This is a genomic window from Saccharothrix luteola, assembly GCF_020859565.1.
Taxonomy (GTDB): domain Bacteria; phylum Actinomycetota; class Actinomycetes; order Mycobacteriales; family Pseudonocardiaceae; genus Actinosynnema; species Actinosynnema luteola.
Map to the genome: position 1 here is coordinate 157,938 of NZ_JAJHUO010000023.1, position 17,365 is coordinate 175,302.

The following is a 17,365-nucleotide window of genomic DNA, read 5'->3' on the forward strand; positions in this document are numbered from 1 at the left end:
CGCGGTGGCCGGCCCGCACCAGTGATCTTGGTGGGTCGACGGCCGAGGCTGGTCGGCATGACGAAGACGTGGCACCGGCCCACCCTGTGGTTGGCCGTGGTGATGGCGGTGGGCGCGCTGGGGTGCGCGGTGGCGATGGTGGTCGACGGGCGGTTGCTGCAGGACGTGCCGTTGTGGGCCAAGCCGTTCAAGTTCACGTTGTCGTTGGCGGTCTACTCGGCGACGCTGTCGTGGATGCTCTCCCTGCCCCACCGGGGTCGGAGGTGGACGTCCGGGACGGCGACGGTGATCGCGGGGATCATGCTCCTGGAGGTCGGCTTGATCGTCGTCCAGGCGGGTCGGGGCATGTTCACCCACTACAACGGCTCCGACGACCCGCTGAACCGGTTCGTGCAGCAGACCTTCGCGACGTTGATCCCGGCGATGTTCCTGGCCAACGTGGTGCTGGCGCTCGTGCTGTCGTTCCAGCGCTTCGGGCGGCCGGACGTGCGGTGGGCCGTGCGGGGCGGGCTCTACCTGGCCATCCTCGGCATGGCGTCGGGCTACCTGATGGTGGGTCCGCGCAAGCCCGTCACGGCGGTCGACGCGGGTGGGCGCGAAGTCGAACTGGTGGGCGGGCACAGCGTCGGCGTGCTCGACGGCGGGGCAGGCATGCCGATCACGGGCTGGAGCACGACCGGCGGGGACCTGCGCGTGCCGCACTTCGTCGGGATGCACGGGTTGCAGGTGATGATCCTGCTGGTGCTGGCCCTGGCGGCGTTCGGGGTGGCCGAACGCGTCCGCACCCGGTTGGTCGCGGTGGCCGCGCTCGGGTACGCCGGGTTGTTCGCGGTGCTCGTCTGGCAGGCGTTGCGCGGCGAGCCGCTGGTCCACCCCGGCGCCACGACGTGGGCAGCCCTGGGCGGGCTGGTGGTGGTCGTGGCCGCCGGGGCGGGGTTGGCGCTCAGGAGCGGAACGGCAGCTCGTCCGCCAGCGCGGCAACCGGTCCCGCAACGATGATCGCGGGCGGGCGGATGCCGTGCTCGGCGATGTCCGCGGCCAGGGACGCCAGCGTCGACCGCACCACCTTCTGCGTGCGGGTGCCGCCCTCCTGGATCACCGACACCGGGGTGTCGCCCGGACGACCCGCCATGAGGGCGTCCGCGAACGCCGCCGCCCGCTCCACCCCCATGAGGATCACGACCGTGCCGCTCAGCCGCGCCAACGCCGACCAGTCGACCAGCGACCGCTCGTCGTCCGGCGCCACGTGCCCGGACACGACCACCACCTCGTGCGCCACGCCCCGGTGCGTCACCGGCACGTCCGCCAGCGCGGGCACGCCGAACGCGCTGGTCACGCCGGGCACGACGGTGACCGGGACGCCCGCCTCGGCGCAGGCGATCAGCTCCTCGAAGCCCCGGCCGAACACGTACGGGTCACCGCCCTTGAGGCGGACCACGAACCGGCCGGCCTTGGCGTGCTCGACCAGCGTGGTGTTGATGAACTCCTGCGTCGCCGCGCGGCCGTACGGGATCTTCGCCGCGTCCACCACCTCGACGTGCGGCGGCAGCTCGTCCAGCAGCTCGCGCGGCGCGAGCCGGTCGGCCACCACGACGTCCGCCCTGGCCAGCAGCCTGCGCCCGCGCACGGTGATCAGGTCCGGGTCGCCGGGGCCGCCGCCGACCAGCGCCACGCCCGCCGGCTGGTCGTGGTGGTCGGCGATGGAACCGTCGCGCAACGCCGAGAGCAGGCCGTCGCGGACCCCGGCGGAACGGCGGTGCTGCCCGCCCGCGAGGACGCCGACCAGCAGGCCGTCGTGCTCGCCGACCGCCGGCGTCACGGCGGTGCCCTTCACGGCGACGTCGGCGCGCACGCAGAACACGCGGCGCTCCTCGGCGTCCGCCGTGATCCGCGCGTTCACCTCGGGCGAGGACGTGCAGGCCAGCACGTACCAGGCGCCGTCGAGGTCGCCGTCGGCGTACTCGCGGGCGTGCCAGACCGCCTCGCCGCCGTCGACGAGGCCCTGGACCGCCGGGGTCACCTCGGGCGAGATCACCTCCACCCTGGCGCCCGCCGCGACCAGCCTGGGCAGCCTGCGCTGCGCGACCGTGCCACCGCCGACGACGACGACCCGCCGACCGGTCAGGTCCAGGCCCACGAGGTAGTGCTGTTCACCGTGCATGGGTAGAAGCATCCACACCGGACATGTCCTGTCCAACCCGGGTGCTTCACATCATGGGAACCTCGGCTCGCGCTGTTCGATCGAGGCGTCCACGGCGTTCGACCGGCAGTGCACCCTGGTCCTGGCGGAGCCGTTGAAGACGGTGAGCCACGAGCTGGTGGCGGTCGAGCCGTCCTCGCACGAGACGACCAGGCGGAACGACCCGCGGCCCTCGCACCGCCCCGAGGCGGCCTTGCCGTCGATCGACGTGGAGCACGAGTGCAGACCCTCCGCCGCGGACGCCACACCCGGCACGGCGGACCACACGACCAGCATCACGAGCAGTAGTCGGCGCATGTCACGCATCGAACACGCCGAACGGGCCCACGACCGGCAAACCACCCGGTCGTGGGCCCGTCGCGGGCGATTACAGCTGCGCGGTGATCGTGGAGTAGTACGAGGCGATCCGCGCGTACACGCCGGGGTAGCCGGCGAGCGCGCAGCCGCGGCCGAACGAGGTGGCGCCGATCAGCTTGCCACCCGCGACCAGCGGGCCGCCCGAGTCACCCTGGCAGGTGTCAGTGCCACCGTTCGGGTAGCCGGCGCACACCATGGAGGTCGGGCTGTAGTTGGAGTAGGCCGTGCGGCAGGTCGCGTCGGACGTCACCGGCACGGTCGCGCCGAGCAGGTACCGCGAGGCCGAGCCGCCGGAGGACGTGGTGCCCCAGCCGTAGATCCGGGCGCTCGTGCCCGCCGCGTACAGCGCGGTGTCGGACGGGGTGGCCAGCGGCAGGTAGGTGGAGCTGATGTTGGTGCCCAGGGTCAGCACCGCGACGTCGTAGCCCGAGCTCGCGGTCCGGTAGCTGGGGTGCACCCAGATCCGGCTCACCGTGGCCACGGTGCCCGCCGTGCTCTGCTTGTCGTCGCGGCCGTGCACCACGCGGGTGCTCGACGCGCTCCGGCCGCTGACGCAGTGCGCGGCCGTGACGACCTTGTTGGCCTTGACGAGCGTGCCGCCGCAGAACTGGCCGCCGGAGCTCGTGGCCAGGTAGACGACCCACGGGTAGGTGCTGGTGGACACGCGGGTGCCGCCGACGATGAACGGCGACACGCCGGTGTCGGAGGAGGTCTCGGCCGAGGCGGGCGCGGTGGTCATCAGACCGATCGCGGCCACCGTCGCGGCCAGGACGGTGAGCAGGCGACGCAGGGTTTTCGCCATGTCGATCCTTCCGGTGCAGGGACGCCTGTGCGGGCGCACCTCCAGCTAGGACCAAGACGACGGAGCCGACAACCGCCTTTCGACGGCTCGTCGGCACTTCACAGTTGACGAGTGACCCCTGTCACGCGGACGACATCGGCGCGAACCGGCCCGGCAACATCCGGCCCGGCGCCCGCCTCGACGAACGCCACCGCCGCGCCGTCCTCGGCCAGCCGCACCGCGCCGTCGGCCACCACCCTGGTGCCCGGCCGCAGCAGGTGCCGCACCTGCGCCACGCACTCGGCGCTGCCCACCACGACCGACGCCCGCCGCAGCTCGGCCTCGGCGCGCGGCGTGCGCTCGTCCGCGTCACCAGGACCCAGCCCCACCAGCGCCAACCGGCCGCGTGGCAGCACCCGTGCGGCGGCCACCGTCACACCCACGCCCTTCACCTTCTCGGCCGCGATCTCCACCCGGCCGCCCGCGGACAACTCCATCGCGCCGCGCAGCGCCGCCGCCTCGGCCACGCTCGGGATGCCGATGGCCAGCTCCGCCGGGTTCGGCACCGGGATCACCGCCAGCTCCTCGCCCGGGTAGGACAGCAGCGGAGCGGTGGTCGAGTCGTGCCAGAAACCCCAGTCCTCCAACGCGTCCGCGATGCCCTGCTCGGCGACCTTGCGGTCCAGCGTGGCGAACGCCCGGACGGCGCGCAGGTCCAGCCCGCGCTCCTCCTCCAACGCCGCCAGCGCGGCCGACACCGCCGCCGCCGACACGCCCGTGCTCGACCCGACGCCCACGACGAGCGTGCGCGGCACCACCCGCACCACGCGGTCGTCGGCGGGGCCCTTGGGCACGCGGTCGTCCACCAGCACGCTCCACCCCGTGCCGTGGCCGTGGGGAACGACGTTGTCCGGCAGGGCGGGCAACGGGAAGCCGAGCGGGTTCGCCAGCAGCACCGGCTCGCCCGACCGGACCGCCTCGCCGCACGCGGCCAGGTCGCCCTCGACGGTGGCGTCCAGCAGCTCGACCAGCTCGTCCAGCGGCGAACCCGCCGACGCCGCCGTGGTCACGGCCTGCGCGCCGAGCACGTCGGCGACCCGTTCGGCCACGGCGTCCGCGCCGCCGAGCAGCGACACGGCGAACCCGCCGTCCACGCACACCACGCCCGGGTCGGCCCGCTCGTCGCGCAGCAACGGCGCCACCAGCCGCACGGTCGCCTCCGTGCCGAGGAAGAACACCGCCGAACCCAGCCGAGGCCACAACGCGCGCAGCGCGGGCCCGATCGGACCGTCCGGCACCACCGCGTCGGGCCCGAGGAACCCGGCCAGCTCGACCGCGGCCCGCCGCCCGCGCTCGCCGGCGGCGAACACACCGATCACGCCTTCTTCACTCCCCACAACACGGTCACCGGGTTGGTGGCCAGCAACGTGCCGCCGGTGAGCCGTGCGGCGGCCACCTGGCTGCCCTCGACGGCGTACCCGGCCTCCAGCAACGCGTCGCGCGCGGGCAGCACGCGGTCCAGGTCCGGGGTCGCCACCACGACCCGCCGGGCGCCCGACCGCACGCACCGCCGCACCACGTCCGCGCCACCGCCGCCGACGAACACCGCGTCCGGCCGGGGCAGCTCACCCGCGTCGCCCAGCTCGGCCTCGACCACGCGCACGTCCACGCCGTGCGCGGAGGCGTTGGCGATGATCCGCACGCACTGCACGGGGTCGCGCTCCACCGCGACGACGGCCGCGCCGAGCCGGGCGCACTCGACGCCGATCGCGCCGGGGCCCGCGCCGACGTCCCACACCAGCACGCCGGGGCGTGGCGCGAGCCGGGCCAGCACCAGCGCCCGCACCTCGGCGACGGCGATCATGCCGTCGCGTTGCGCGAAGTCGCCGTCCGGCAGCGCCCAGCCCTCGCCGGCGGGCGCGAAGCCCTGCTCGGCCAGGCACAGGATCGCGCCGGGCTCGGACCACTGGCGGGCGACCGCGTCCGCCGGGTCCACAATGGACAGACCGGCGGCCGACTCGACCACCAGCGCGCGCCGCCAGCCGGCCAGCCCCCGGGCCAGTTCCGCCGGGTCGGCGCCGGACACGACGACGGCGGGTTTGGCCCGGCACACGTTCAGCGCGTGCCGCAGGCCGACGAAGCCTGCGTCCACGACGGTCACGTCGTCCCACGAACGGCCGGCGGCCGTGACGAAGCGGTGCAGCGCGACGACGTCCATGTCAGTTCACGCGCTTGTTCTTCTTGGCCCGCGACCCGGACGGCTTGCGCGGGGTCGTGCTCGCCTGCACGGTGGTGGGCTTGCGCTTCGCGGCGGCGGCGACCACGGGCTTGGGCTTCGGCTTGGCGTCGTGCTCCACCGGCGCGTTCTCCGTCACGTTCTCCGGCATGTGCTGCGGCGCGTCGACGACCAGCTCCAGCAGCGGCTCGCCGACCGGCACGGCCTTCGGCTTCGCGGGCGCGGAACGCTTGGTGCGCGCGGTCTCCTGCCAGTCGTGCACCGCCGACCACGCCGCCGCCGCCGACGGCGAGTCACCGGCCGACTTCACCACCGGGCGGTTCGCGCGCGCGGCCCACTTCGACGCCCGCGGCCTGCGCACCGGCTCGTCGCCCTCGACCACCGGGGAACGCCGGCGCGACGAGGGCTGCGCGAGCACCTTGCCGACCAGGAACAGCGTGGTGCGGTAGAGCTTGTGCTCCTTGACGCACGCCTCCAGCTCGCCCACCGTCGTCTGCGCGACCGTTTCGTCGGGCAGGGAAACCTTGTACGCCACCACGACCGGCGTGTCGTCGGCGCACCCGCCCGCGCGCAACTGCTCGACCAGCAGGCCGGCCCGGGAGCCGGACGCGGAGATCGCCATCGTGGTGCCGTGCGCGGCGAACTCCGCGACGTGCTCGGCGGTGTCGGGCCCGACCAGCAGCAACGACTGCGCGACGTCCGAAGTGGTCAGCTCGCGGCCGACGGCCGCCGCCGCGGCGGACACCTGGGACACGCCCGGCACGACGTCGGTCTCCAAGCCGAGCCGCCGGCACGCGTCCTGCTGGTCGCGCAAGCCGCCCCACAGCGACGGGTCGCCCGCGTGCAGCCGCACCACCTTGAGCCTGCCCGCCGACGCGCGCCGGTACACCTCGACCACCTCGGCCTCGGTGACGCGGGAGAAGTCGACCAGCTCGGCGTCGGCGCGGGCGTGCTCGCGCACGCACTCCACCTCGACCACGCCGGGGGACCACAGCACGACGTCGGCCTCGGCTATCCGCTTCGCGCCGCGCACGGTGATGAGATCGGCGGCGCCGGGACCGGCGCCCACGAAGGAGACCCGACCAGTCATCACAACTGCTCCCCACGACGTGTTCGGCTTGGTGGGCAAGGACCGTACCGCGCGAGCGCGATCCACTAACGAGTGGCCTCGGAGCGCGCGGACTCGTTCGCGCAGGCCCGGACGAAGCGGGTCACGGCCTCCGGCGCGGACGCCGGGTGGGTGTGCAGGTACGACGCGTGCACCCGGCCGAGGACGAATCCCTCGGCCACCGGGCGCAGGTCGTGGCCGCGCCACTGCCAGGCGGGCTTCGCGCCGTGCGGGACGCTCAGCGCGGTGCGGTGGAACTCGTGCCCGGTGATCCGGGAGCCCGCGCGGGCCAGCACGGAGTCCTGCGGCGCGACGGCGTCGCGGTAGCCGAGGGTGAGCCGGGACGTCATCGAGCCGTCCGCGTCGATCACGCCGCACATCGGCGCGCCGTCCAACGAGTTCGCCAGGTACAGCAGGCCGCCGCACTCGGCGTGCACGGGCGCGCCGCCGCGGGCCAGGGCGCCGACGGCGGCGCGCAGCTTCTCGTTGGCCGACAGCTCGGCCGCGTGCTGCTCGGGGAACCCGCCGGGCAGCACCAGGCCGGACGTGCCCTCGGGCAGCGATTCGTCGCGCAGCGGGTCGACCACGACGACGTCCGCGCCGGCCGCGGTGAGCAGCTCGACCTGCTCGGCGTAGCCGAACGTGAACGCCGCGCCGCCCGCGACCGCGACCGTCGGCGCGCGGTCGACGTGCTCGACCTCGGCGTGCGGGTCCCACGTCGGCACGGCCATCGCGGGCACCTCGGCGGCGAGCCGGCGCACGGCGTCCAGGTCGACGTGCCGCGCGACGGCGGCGGCGATCGCGTCCACGGCGGCGGTGGCGGCCGGTCCGTGCTCGGCGGCCGTGACCAGGCCGAGGTGGCGTGACGGCAGCGCGAACCGGGGGTCGCGCGGCAGCACGCCGAGCACCTCCAGGCCGACCTCGGCGCACGCGCCGCGCAGCACGTGCTCGTGCCTGGCCGAGCCGACCTGGTTGAGCACCACGCCGCCGAGCCGCACGGTCGGGTCGTAGCCCCGGAAGCCGTGCAGCAGGGCGGCGAGGCTGCGGCTCTGGCCCCGCGCGTCGACCACGAACAGCACCGGCGCGGACAGGAGCTTGGCGACGTGCGCGGTGGACCCGATGCCCTCGGTGTCCACCCGCCCGTCGAACAGGCCCATCACGCCCTCCACCACGGCCACGTCGCAGCCGCGCGCGCCGTGCGCGAACAGCGACGCCACCCGGTGCTCGCCGACCATGACGGGGTCGAGGTTGCGGCCCGGCCTGCCGGTGGCCACCGAGTGGTAGCCGGGGTCGATGTAGTCCGGGCCGACCTTGAACGGCGCGACCTTGTCGCCCGCGCGGCGCAGCGCCGCCATCAGGCCGGTGGCCACGGTGGTCTTGCCGCTGCCCGACGCGGGCGCGGCGACCACCAGCCGGTTCACCACTCGATCCCCTTCTGACCCTTCTGGCCCGCGTCCATCGGGTGCTTGACCTTGGTCATCTCCACCACCAGGTCGGCGGCCTCGACCAGCTTGTCGGGCGCGTGCCGGCCGGTGATGACGACGTGCTGGTGGCCGGGCCGGTCGGCCAGGGTGTCGACCACCTCGTCCACGTCGATCCAGCCCCAGTGCATGGGGTAGGTGAACTCGTCCAGCACGTAGAGGCCGTGCTGCCCGGCGGCCAGCCGGCGGGCGATCTCCCGCCAGCCCTCGCGCGCGGCGGCGGCGTGGTCGTCCTCGGTGCCCTGCTTGCGGGTCCAGGACCAGCCTTCGCCCATCTTGTGCCACTCGACGGGGCCGCCCTCGCCGGTCTGCTCGTGCAGGCGGCCGAGCGCGCGGAACGCCGACTCCTCGCCGACCTTCCACTTCGCTGACTTCACGAACTGGAAGACGCCGATGGACCAGCCCTGGTTCCACCCGCGCAGCGCCAGTCCGAAGGCGGCGGTCGACTTGCCCTTCATCTCGCCGGTGTGCAGCACGACCAACGGCCGGTTGCGGCGCTGACGGGTGCTGAGGCCGTCGTCGGGAACGACGGACGGTTGACCTTGAGGCATTTCGACGCTCCTAAGCGGCTCGGGCGGCGCGGACGACGCCCGCCACCTGGTCTGCGGACAGTTCCTCCAAGCGCACGCACGCCGCTTCCAGCGCGCCCGCCACCCGGGTGGCCAGGCCGAGCCTGACCGGGCCGTGCTCGCAGTCCACGACGACGGACGCCACCCGGTCGGCCGCCAGCAGGCCGGCCGCGCGCAGGGCGTCGCGCATCGGGTCGCCGCCCGTGCCGGTCGCCGTCGCGCGGCCGTCGGTGAGCAGCACGAGCAGCGGTCGGCGGCGCGGGTCGCGGACGCGTTCGGTGTCCAGCACGCGGCGGGCGCGCAGCAGGCCGTCCGCCAACGGGGTCCGGCCGCCGGTGCGCAGGGCGCGCAGCCGGGCCGCCGCCGCGTCGACCGAGTTCGTGGGCGGCAGGGCGACCTGGGCCTCCCGGCCGCGGAAGGTCACCACGCCGACCTTGTCCCGCCGCTGGTAGGCGTCGCGGAGCAGGGAGATCACCGCGCCGGTGACGGCCGACATCCGCTGCCGGGCCGCCATCGAGCCGGAGGCGTCGACGACGAACAGCACGAGGTTGCCCTCCTTGCCCTCGCACACGGACAGCCGCAGGTCCGCGCCGCGCAGTTCCAGGCCGGGACCGCTGCGGCCCCGGGCGGCCTGGTGCGGGGCGGCGGCGCCGAGCGTGCCGACCAGGTGCAGGCCCGCTCCATCCACTGTGGACGAACGGACGACGCGGCCGGTGCGGGCACGGGCGCGCGACCGCTTGCCCGGTGCGCCCTCACCCACCCCCGGCACCTGCAACAGCCGGGCGCGGAACGCCGGGGCCGGGGCGTGCGACCGGTCGGCCGAACCGTTGCCCTCGCCCTTCCCCTTGTCCTTGCCGTCCGAAGTGGACTCCGGCGGCTCGCCGGGCAGCTCCGAGCCGCCACCGTCGTCGTCCGGGCCTTCGGGGTCGTCGTCCGGGCCGTCTTCGGGCTCTTGGGCGGCTTCCGCGCCCTGCTGTAGGGCGTCGTTGAGCTGCTCTTCCTCCAGCCCCGGCTCGTCGAACGGGTCCCGGCGCTTGCGGTGCGGCAACGCCAGCCGCACGGCCGCCTCCACGTCCTCCTCGGCCACCTCGTCGGCGCCCCGCCAGGCGGCGTGGGCGGTCGCGGTGCGGGCCACGACGAGGTCCGCGCGCATGCCGTCGACCTCGAACGCGGCGCAGATGCCGGAGATGCGGCGCAGTTCCGCGTCCGGCAGCACCACGTCCGCGAGCCGGTCGCGGGCGGCGACGATCCGCCGGGCCAGCTCCTGGTCGGCCTCGGCCCAGCGGGCGGCGAAGCCGTCGGGGTCGGCCTCGTACGCCAACCGCCGCCGCACGACCTCGGTCCGCGTCGGCACGTCCCGCGAGGCGCGGACCGCGACCGTGAGGCCGAAGCGGTCGAGCAGCTGCGGGCGCAGTTCGCCCTCCTCCGGGTTCATGGTGCCGACCAGGAGGAACGACGCGGCGTGCGAGACGGACACGCCTTCGCGCTCGACGTGCGCGCGGCCCATGGCGGCGGCGTCGAGCAGCAGGTCGACGAGGTGGTCGTGCAGGAGGTTCACCTCGTCCACGTACAGCACGCCCCGGTGCGCGGCGGCCAGCAGACCGGGCTGGTAGGCGCGGACGCCCTCGGTCAACGCGCGTTCCAGGTCGAGCGAGCCGATCAGCCGGTCCTCGGTCGCGCCGACCGGCAGCTCGACCAGCCGTGCCGGCCGCCGTTCCGCGCCGTGGCCGTGCGGCCCGTCGGGGCAGTCGGTCGGTGTCGCCGGGTCGCAGCCGAACCGGCAGCCCGGCACCACGTCCAGCTCGGGGAGCAGTGCGGCGAGGGCGCGGACCACGGTCGACTTCGCGGTCCCCTTCTCGCCTCGGACGAGCACCCCGCCGATACCGGGGTGCACGGCGTTGAGCAGCAGAGCCGTGCGGAGGTCGTCGTGGCCGACGACAGCGGAAAAGGGGAAACGCGCGCCCATGCGGCGGTGTCCTTCCTCGGGTGTCCACGCCCGTGTCCGGTCGATGAGTCGGGGGTCGAGTTCCTGACTCCCGGGCTCCTCGGTCCGGTCACAGTGGCGGGACCGTGCCGGATTCACACCGGCTTCCTCGCGCACCCCCTCAAGCCTGGGCATCGTCGCACTTCCGCCGGCGGGCTCCAAGTCCCGGGCGGGCGAGGACGATCACACCGGGTCGCATCGGACCGGGGCCGGGGCCCGTACGCGGCGCTGGGATGCGGCCACGAGCTCACCGGCCCCGCGTTCTCCTGAGCCCGCCCACTCCGGACGTCGACGGCCTGGAGCCCGCACCGGAGTGGGTGGGCGATGCGGAGGCCGCCGCCCGGTTCGGGTCGCCGGAGGCCATCCGCGCCGCCTTGCTGCCCGAGCAGACCGACGAGTTCGACGCCGCGTTCGACGCCGCACTGACCGCGACACGCCGAACCCCGTCACGGCGCTCGTCGAGGCGTTCGAGGTGCTGACGCTCGAGCCGGAGCGAGGCCGCCCGCTCAACCCCGACAACCCCGCGGGCGGGCTGTTCCAGCTCGACTTCGGCGGTGGGCGAGGTTTGATCACCCACCTCCTGCCGACCAGCCAGGACCGCGTCGACGTGCTCGTCGTGACGTGGGTGTCATTCCACTGACGGCCCGGCGGGCACCAGGTCGCCCGCCAGCACGCCGCGAGCGAGCGAGATCACACCGGCACGCACCCGGGCCACGTCCAGACCGCACCGGTCGACCATGTGGCGCAGCGTGTCGGCACGCACCTGGGCGATCAGGGCGTGCGCCAGGTACTCGGCGTCCGCGCCGGGCTTGACCTGCGAGATCAACGCGACGAGGCGCTGGTGCGTGAGCTTGGCGTCCGCGTCGCACGCGATGCTGCGCGTGGACACCCGCTCGAAGGCGCTCACCAGGGGCAGGGCGGCGATCACGTGGTCGAACAGGGTCGCCACGAACGTGATCACCCGCTCCCCCGGCGGGACGTCGCCGGCTTCCAGCAACGCCTCCGCCTCCGCCCGCCACGACTCGGAGGTCTCGTCGACCACCGCCTGCACGAGGCCGTCGCGGTCGCCGAAGCGGCGGAACACCGTGCCCTTGCCGACGCCCGCGGCGGCGGCGACGTCGTCCATCGAGAACCCGTCCGGCCCGCGTTCGGCGATCAGGCGCGCGGCGGTGGCCAGGACCGCGGCGCGGTTGCGCTCGGCGTCCTTCCGCATCGTGGACCTCCCTCGACCCCTCGGCTCGATCGACTTGCTTGACAAAAGCGGACCGGTAGTCCGTATGGTAGCGGACAAGAAACGGACCGTCAGTCCGTTTGAAGGTCGGGAGGCGTTGTGCGAGCGGTGCGGTTCCACGAGTTCGGTCCGGCGGACGTGCTCGGCGTGGAGGAGGTGCCCGACCCGGTCGCCGGGCCGGGCCAGGTCCTGGTCCGCGTCACGGCGATCGGCGTGAACTACGGCGAGACGATCATCCGGTCGGGCACGGGCGCGCGGGTGGTGCCCTGGTACGACCTCGCACCCGGCGCGCTCGGCGGCGAGGTGGTCGGCGTGGGCCCCGACGGCAGGCGGCTGATCGGCTTCGCGCTCGGCGAGGGCTACGCCGAACTGGCCCTGCTGCCCGAGGACGCGACCGAGGTGCCCGACGACCTGTCCGACCACGAGGCGCTGGCCCTGTACCTCCAGGGCGCGACGGCGGTGGCCGCCGCGGACGCGGTCCGGCTCGCCGCGGGCGAACGGGTGCTGGTCGAGGCGGCGGCGGGAGGTGTCGGCAGCCTGCTCGTGCAGGTCGCGGCACGGGCGGGCGCGACGGTCGTGGCCGCCGCGCGGGGCGAGCGGAAGCTGGCGCTGGCCCGTGAGCTGGGCGCGCACGAGGTCGTGGACTACGGCGAGCCGGACTGGCCGACCTGGGTCGAGCCGGTCGACGTGGTGTTCTCCTCGGTCGGCGGCGCCGTGGCGCGGCAGTCGTTCGAGCTGTTGCGCGACGGGGTCGGCCGGCTGGCCGTGTTCGGCTTCGCGAGCGGCGAGCCGCTGGACGTGACCGCGTCCGACGTGTTCCGCAAGGGCGTCGCGGTGCTCGGGTTCGGCAACCCCGTCACCCCCGACGCGGTGCGGCGGGCGTTCACCTCGGGGCTGCGCCCGGTGCTGGGCGAAGCGCTACCGCTGGCCGACGCGGCCCGCGCTCACGAACTGCTGGAGACCCGGGCGTCGACCGGCAAGGTGGTGCTGGTCCCCTAGCTCGACCTCCACGCTCAACGGCGCGCGGAACGACAGCAGGCCCAGCATCGGCGGCGGCCCGGCCGAGGCCAGGCGCAGGTCCGGGAACCGCCGCGCGGTCTCCCGCAGCACCACCTCCGCCTCCAGCCTCGCCAGGCCGGCACCGAGGCAGAAGTGCCTGCCGAAGCCGAACGCCAGGTGCTTGCGGGCGTTCGGCCTGGCCGGGCAGAAGCGCTCGGGCTCGCCGAAGACGTCCGGGTCCGAGCCGCTGCCCGCGAGCATGAGCAGCAGCGGCTCGCCCGCCGGGATCGCGACCTCGGAGAGGGTGACCGGCTCCGCCGTGATCCGCCGCCACGTGCTCACCGGCGGGTCACGGCGCAGCACCTCTTCCACGCACGCGCCAGCCACGCCGGGCTCGTCCAGCCGCGGCCACAGGCCGTCCTGCCGCAGGACCGCGTGGAACGCCGCGCACAGCAGCTGGGTCGTCGTCTCCTGGCCCGCGATCAGCAGGAAGTAGCAGAGCCCGGCCGCGTCCCGGATCGGCACGCCCTGCGCCCGCAACGCGCCGAACAGGTCGTCGCCCTCCGGGTCGGCGGCCTTGATCCGCGACGTCAGCCACTGGTGGAACGCGGCGGCGGGACGGGCCAGCTCGTGCTGCCGCTCGGGCGTGACGTCACCCCAGAACAGCTCCAACGACGCCGTGCTCCAGGCCTTGAGCGCCTCGACGTCGACGTCCCGGATCCCCATGACCTCCAGCAGCACGATCGCGGGCAGGTCGCGGGCCAGCGCCGGGTGCAGGTCGGCACGTCGGCCGAGGTCGAGCCGGTCCAGGCGCTCCGCGGTCAGCTCGGCGATCCGCGGCCCCATCGCCGCGACGCGGGCCGGGGTGAGGAACCGGGAGACCAGTCGGCGCAGGTCGGCGTGCGTCCCGGTGCCGTTGTTGGCCAACGTCGGCGGCAGCGAGAACCCGGCCCGGGCCAGCACCCGCAGCACCGGCCCCGGGATCGGGGTCACCGCGGTCAACGCGTTGTCCGGGTGGAAGCGCCGCGGGTCGGCCAGCACCGCGCGCACGTCGTCGTAGCGGCTGACCAGCCACATCCCGGTGCGCTCGTCGCGGTGGACCGGCGCGTTCTCCCGCAACGAGCGCAGATCGGCAGGCTCCGGCTGGAAGAGGTCCACGCCGGCACCGTAGCCGTCGGATGCGACACTGCCGGCGTGAGTGTGCGCACAGGTGACTCGGTGTTCGACTGGATCGACACGCGTGCCGAGGCGCGCGCGAAAGCCGGTCTCGCCCGCCGGGTCCGGCCACGACCGGCGGACTCGACGAACCTCGACCTGGCCTCGAACGACTACCTCGGCCTGGCCCGCGACAAGCGGGTCACGGGTGCCGCCGCCGCGGCCTCGTTGCGCTGGGGCGCGGGCTCGACCGGGTCGCGGCTGGTCACCGGCTCGATCGAGCTGCACACCGAGCTGGAGTACGAGCTCGCGAACTTCTGCGGCGCGCAGTCCGCGCTGGTGTTCTCCTCGGGCTACGCGGCGAACCTGGGCGCGCTGACCGCGTTGTCCGGTCCCGGCACCGCGATCGTCGCCGACCAGCACATCCACGCCTCCCTGATCGACGGCACCCGACTGTCCAAAGCGGACGTCGTGGTCGCCGGGCACTGCGACGTCGAGCAGGTCACGCACGCCCTGGCCACGCGCGGCAAGCGGCGGGCGCTGGTGGTGACGGACTCGGTGTTCTCCGTCGACGGCGACCTCGCGCCGCTGGCGCAGCTGGCCGCCGCCTGCCGCGAGCACGACGCGGCGCTGGTCGTGGACGACGCGCACGGCCTCGGCGTCGTCGGCGACGGCGGGCGTGGCGCGGTGCACGCGGCGGGTCTGGCCAAGGCGCCCGACGTGGTCACCACGGTGACGCTGTCCAAGTCGCTCGGCGCGCAGGGCGGCGCGGTGCTCGGCCCGAGCCGGGTGATCAAGCACCTCGTCGACACCGCGCGCACGTTCATCTTCGACACCGGGCTCGCGCCGGCCAGCGCGGCGGCGGCGTTGGCCGCGGTGAAGGTGTTGCGGGACGAGCCGGAGCGGCCCGCGCGGGCCCTGGAAGTGGCTCAGGACCTGGCGTTCCGGCTGAAGGAGGCGGGGTTGCGGGTCAGCACGCCGACCGCGGCCGTCGTGTCCGTGCAGGCGCCGTCGCCGGAGGCCGCGTTCGACTGGGCCGAGGCGTGCCGCGCGCAGGGCGTGGTCGTCGGCTGCTTCCGGCCGCCGTCGGTGCCCGACCGGATCTCCCGGCTCCGCCTCACCGCCCGCGCCGACCTGTCCGAGGGCGACATCGAGCGCGCCGTGCGGGTGATCACGGAGACCGGCGCATCCGCAGGTGCGGTATCCCGTCCTCGATGAACTCCGCGCCCTGCGGCTCGAAGCCGAACGACGCGTAGAAGTCGGCCACGTAGGTCTGCGCGTCCAGCACGCACTCCACCTGGCCGATCTCGGCCAGCACCGCCTCCATCAGCCGACGGCTGTAGCCGCGACCGCGGGCGGCGCGGGCCGTGCAGACCCGGCCGACGCGGAACGTGCCGCCGGGTTCCTCCAGCAGCCGCAGGTAGGCCTGCGGTCCGGGCCGGTCGTCGGCTTCCAGCCAGAAGTGGCGGGTGCCCGGTTCGAGGTCACGCCCGTCCAGTTCCGGGTAGACGCAGTTCTGCTCCACGACGAAGACGTCGGAGCGCAGCTTGAGCACGGCGTAGAGCTGGTCGGGGGTCAGGTCGGCCGACCACTGCCGGCGCAGCGTCGCCGGGTACGGGTGTGAACGCACCCCACCGTGGTACCACACGGTGCCGGGTCGGCCTCGAGGTCGGTCTCGGCTCGGGCTCGGGCTCGGGGTCGGGTCGGGTCGGGTCGGGTCGGTCTCTAGAGCTGGGTCTTGTAGGAGCTCAGGCGCGTGTAGACGCCGGGTTGGCCCGGTCGGGCGCAGCCGCGGCCGTAGGACACGAGGCCGACCAGCTCCCCCGCCACGGTGAGCGGTCCGCCGGAATCACCCTCGCAGGCGTCCTTGCCGCCCTCCGGGTAGCCCGCGCACAGCATCCCGCCCGGCCGGTAGTCGGGCACCTCGGCGGCGCACTCGGCGTCCGCGCGGATCGGCACGTCGACCTCGCGCAGACGGCGGCTCGGCGGGCTCAGCTCGGCCGTGCGGCCCCAGCCGTAGACGGTGGCCTGGCCCGACGCGGCGTCCGAGATCCGGACCGGCTGGTACGGCAGCGGGGTGGCGAGGGTGAGGGTGGCCACGTCGTCACCCGCGGACACCTCGGTGAACGCGGGGTGGCGCCAGAGCGCGGTGACACCCACGGCCCGGCCCTCGGTGGTGTCGAGGTCGGCTCGGCCGGCGACGACGGTCACGTCGGCGGGCACCCGGTCGCGGACGCCGAGCGCGGTGCGGGCGACCGTGCAGTGCGCGGCGGTGACCACCTTGTCCGGTGCGATCAGCGCGCCGCCGCAGAAGAAGGTGCCCCCGTCGAACAACGCCACCGCCCACGGCGTCGCGGGCGCGTCCCGGCCGCCGACGATCGCGTCCGCGGGCAGCGCCGACAGGACCAGAACGAGAACGGCGAAGACCGGCGCGCTGATGCGCATGGAGCACCTCTCTACGTCAAGTGGCCGAACGGGCACCGACCGTAGCGGAAGGTCGGGGCGCGCGGGATTCGGGTATGAGGTCCGGAAAATCTGTTGTTAGAGTGCTGCAGGACCGAAGATTTGACGGTCAGTGAGGCAGATCACGGCGATCTGTCCGGAACATGAGGGAGGTTTCCATGCACTTGGACTTCACCCGGCTGCCGGCGTTCCTGATCGCCTGCGCGGTGGTCGTGCTGACGCCCGGCGTGGACGCCTTCCTCCTGCTGCGGACCTCGATGAGGTCCGGCACGCGGGCCGGACTGCTGGCGTTGGCGGGCATCCACACCGCGGCCTTCGTGCAGGTGGCGTTGGTGATCTCGGGTCTGGGCGTGGTGATCGCCCGCTACCCGGCCGTGCTGACCGGGCTGCGCTGGGTCGGCGCGGCGTACCTGCTCTACCTGGCCGTGACGATCACCCGCGGGCTGCTGCGGCGTTCGGGCGGGGAGGTGGTGGCGGTCGCGCCGCCCCGGCCGTTCCGGCAGGGGTTCCTGACCAACATCACCAACCCGAAGATGCTGCTGTTCTCGCTGGCGTTCCTGCCGCAGTTCATCGGCACGGGCGACCCGACGTGGCAGCTCGGGATGCTCGCGGCGGTGTTCCTGGGGCTCGCGGCGTTGTGGGAGCTGACGATCGTGGTGGCGGCGGCGCGGGTGGCGGGCTCGTTGCGGCGGCCCGGGGTGACCACGGCGTTGGACGCGGTGTGCGCGGCGGTGTTCGCCACGATGTCGATCGGGCTCGTGCTGTAGGTCGAGTTCCCGAATTGGTCGGGTTCCTCGGGGT

The 17,365-nt window shown here is 74.3% G+C and carries 19 protein-coding genes and 1 riboswitch; of the genes, 6 read left to right on the forward strand and 13 right to left on the reverse strand.

Annotation, left to right across the window (positions count from 1 at the left end):
* Positions 1-57 precede the first annotated feature (57 nt).
* On the forward strand, positions 58-999 hold the full coding sequence (locus LNK82_RS30430; RefSeq protein WP_230570315.1) for a hypothetical protein: 942 nt from the start codon (positions 58-60) through the stop codon (positions 997-999).
* On the opposite strand, the gene cobA is transcribed toward LNK82_RS30430, so the two are convergent.
* The 9 genes from cobA to LNK82_RS30475 all read right to left on the reverse strand — a co-directional run bounded on the left by cobA (position 944) and on the right by LNK82_RS30475 (position 10,698).
* Entirely contained in the window at positions 944-2,161 is a 1,218-nt protein-coding gene (gene cobA / locus LNK82_RS30435) for a uroporphyrinogen-III C-methyltransferase (RefSeq protein ID WP_230570316.1), read from the reverse strand. The genes LNK82_RS30430 and cobA overlap by 56 nt on opposite strands.
* Before the next feature lie 51 nt (positions 2,162-2,212).
* Positions 2,213-2,497, reverse strand: a complete 285-nt coding sequence (locus tag LNK82_RS30440; protein WP_230570317.1) for a hypothetical protein — start codon at positions 2,495-2,497, stop codon at positions 2,213-2,215.
* Between the two features lie 70 nt (positions 2,498-2,567).
* The gene (locus tag LNK82_RS30445) at positions 2,568-3,359 is read right to left on the reverse strand and encodes a S1 family peptidase (protein ID WP_230570318.1); all 792 of its coding nucleotides are present in this window, start codon (positions 3,357-3,359) and stop codon (positions 2,568-2,570) included.
* Positions 3,360-3,457: 98 nt separating this feature from the next.
* Positions 3,458-4,717 carry a cobalamin biosynthesis protein gene (locus LNK82_RS30450; RefSeq protein WP_230570319.1) on the reverse strand — a complete coding sequence of 420 codons (1,260 nt, stop codon included), beginning with the start codon at positions 4,715-4,717 and terminating at the stop codon, positions 3,458-3,460.
* Positions 4,714-5,556 (reverse strand): bifunctional cobalt-precorrin-7 (C(5))-methyltransferase/cobalt-precorrin-6B (C(15))-methyltransferase, encoded by an 843-nt coding sequence (locus LNK82_RS30455; protein WP_230570320.1) that lies wholly within the window; start codon positions 5,554-5,556, stop codon positions 4,714-4,716. The genes LNK82_RS30450 and LNK82_RS30455 overlap by 4 nt, the downstream gene beginning before the upstream one ends.
* Before the next feature lies 1 nt (position 5,557).
* Positions 5,558-6,664, reverse strand: a complete 1,107-nt coding sequence (locus LNK82_RS30460; protein ID WP_230570321.1) for a cobalt-precorrin-4/precorrin-4 C(11)-methyltransferase — start codon at positions 6,662-6,664, stop codon at positions 5,558-5,560.
* Positions 6,665-6,729: 65 nt separating this feature from the next.
* A complete protein-coding gene (locus LNK82_RS30465; protein ID WP_230570322.1) occupies positions 6,730-8,103 on the reverse strand; it encodes a cobyrinic acid a,c-diamide synthase CobB in 1,374 nt (457 codons plus the stop codon).
* Positions 8,100-8,714 carry a cob(I)yrinic acid a,c-diamide adenosyltransferase gene (cobO, locus tag LNK82_RS30470; RefSeq protein ID WP_230570323.1) on the reverse strand — a complete coding sequence of 205 codons (615 nt, stop codon included), beginning with the start codon at positions 8,712-8,714 and terminating at the stop codon, positions 8,100-8,102. The genes LNK82_RS30465 and cobO overlap by 4 nt, the downstream gene beginning before the upstream one ends.
* Positions 8,715-8,724: 10 nt before the next feature.
* Positions 8,725-10,698 (reverse strand): putative cobaltochelatase, encoded by a 1,974-nt coding sequence (locus LNK82_RS30475; protein ID WP_230570324.1) that lies wholly within the window; start codon positions 10,696-10,698, stop codon positions 8,725-8,727.
* Positions 10,699-10,755: 57 nt separating this feature from the next.
* Positions 10,756-10,827, reverse strand: a riboswitch (cobalamin riboswitch).
* A 206-nt stretch (positions 10,828-11,033) separates the two neighbouring features.
* Between LNK82_RS30475 and LNK82_RS30480 the strand changes: the two genes are divergently transcribed.
* Positions 11,034-11,195 carry a DUF6247 family protein gene (locus LNK82_RS30480; RefSeq protein ID WP_230570325.1) on the forward strand — a complete coding sequence of 54 codons (162 nt, stop codon included), beginning with the start codon at positions 11,034-11,036 and terminating at the stop codon, positions 11,193-11,195.
* Positions 11,189-11,356: a hypothetical protein gene (locus tag LNK82_RS30485; protein ID WP_230570326.1), complete on the forward strand. Its 168-nt coding sequence runs from the start codon at positions 11,189-11,191 to the stop codon at positions 11,354-11,356. The genes LNK82_RS30480 and LNK82_RS30485 overlap by 7 nt, the downstream gene beginning before the upstream one ends.
* Here LNK82_RS30485 and LNK82_RS30490 read toward each other — a convergent pair.
* The gene (locus LNK82_RS30490; RefSeq protein ID WP_230570327.1) at positions 11,345-11,929 is read right to left on the reverse strand and encodes a TetR/AcrR family transcriptional regulator; all 585 of its coding nucleotides are present in this window, start codon (positions 11,927-11,929) and stop codon (positions 11,345-11,347) included. The two genes, LNK82_RS30485 and LNK82_RS30490, sit on opposite strands and share 12 nt — an antisense overlap.
* Before the next feature lie 117 nt (positions 11,930-12,046).
* Here LNK82_RS30490 and LNK82_RS47935 point away from each other — a divergent pair, with 117 nt between their 5' ends.
* Entirely contained in the window at positions 12,047-12,946 is a 900-nt protein-coding gene (locus tag LNK82_RS47935; protein ID WP_230570328.1) for a quinone oxidoreductase family protein, read from the forward strand.
* Here the strand turns inward: LNK82_RS47935 and LNK82_RS30500 are convergent.
* Entirely contained in the window at positions 12,866-14,104 is a 1,239-nt protein-coding gene (locus LNK82_RS30500; protein WP_230570329.1) for a cytochrome P450, read from the reverse strand. The genes LNK82_RS47935 and LNK82_RS30500 overlap by 81 nt on opposite strands.
* Before the next feature lie 36 nt (positions 14,105-14,140).
* On the opposite strand from LNK82_RS30500, the gene LNK82_RS30505 reads away from it, so the two are divergent.
* On the forward strand, positions 14,141-15,319 hold the full coding sequence (locus LNK82_RS30505; protein WP_230570330.1) for an 8-amino-7-oxononanoate synthase: 1,179 nt from the start codon (positions 14,141-14,143) through the stop codon (positions 15,317-15,319).
* Here LNK82_RS30505 and LNK82_RS30510 read toward each other — a convergent pair.
* On the reverse strand, positions 15,273-15,731 hold the full coding sequence (locus LNK82_RS30510) for a GNAT family N-acetyltransferase (RefSeq protein ID WP_230570331.1): 459 nt from the start codon (positions 15,729-15,731) through the stop codon (positions 15,273-15,275). The two genes, LNK82_RS30505 and LNK82_RS30510, sit on opposite strands and share 47 nt — an antisense overlap.
* A gap of 95 nt (positions 15,732-15,826) precedes the next feature.
* Positions 15,827-16,546: a S1 family peptidase gene (locus LNK82_RS30515; RefSeq protein WP_230570332.1), complete on the reverse strand. Its 720-nt coding sequence runs from the start codon at positions 16,544-16,546 to the stop codon at positions 15,827-15,829.
* Positions 16,547-16,722: 176 nt separating this feature from the next.
* Between LNK82_RS30515 and LNK82_RS30520 the strand changes: the two genes are divergently transcribed.
* On the forward strand, positions 16,723-17,331 hold the full coding sequence (locus LNK82_RS30520) for a LysE family translocator (RefSeq protein ID WP_230570333.1): 609 nt from the start codon (positions 16,723-16,725) through the stop codon (positions 17,329-17,331).
* Positions 17,332-17,365: the final 34 nt, after the last annotated feature.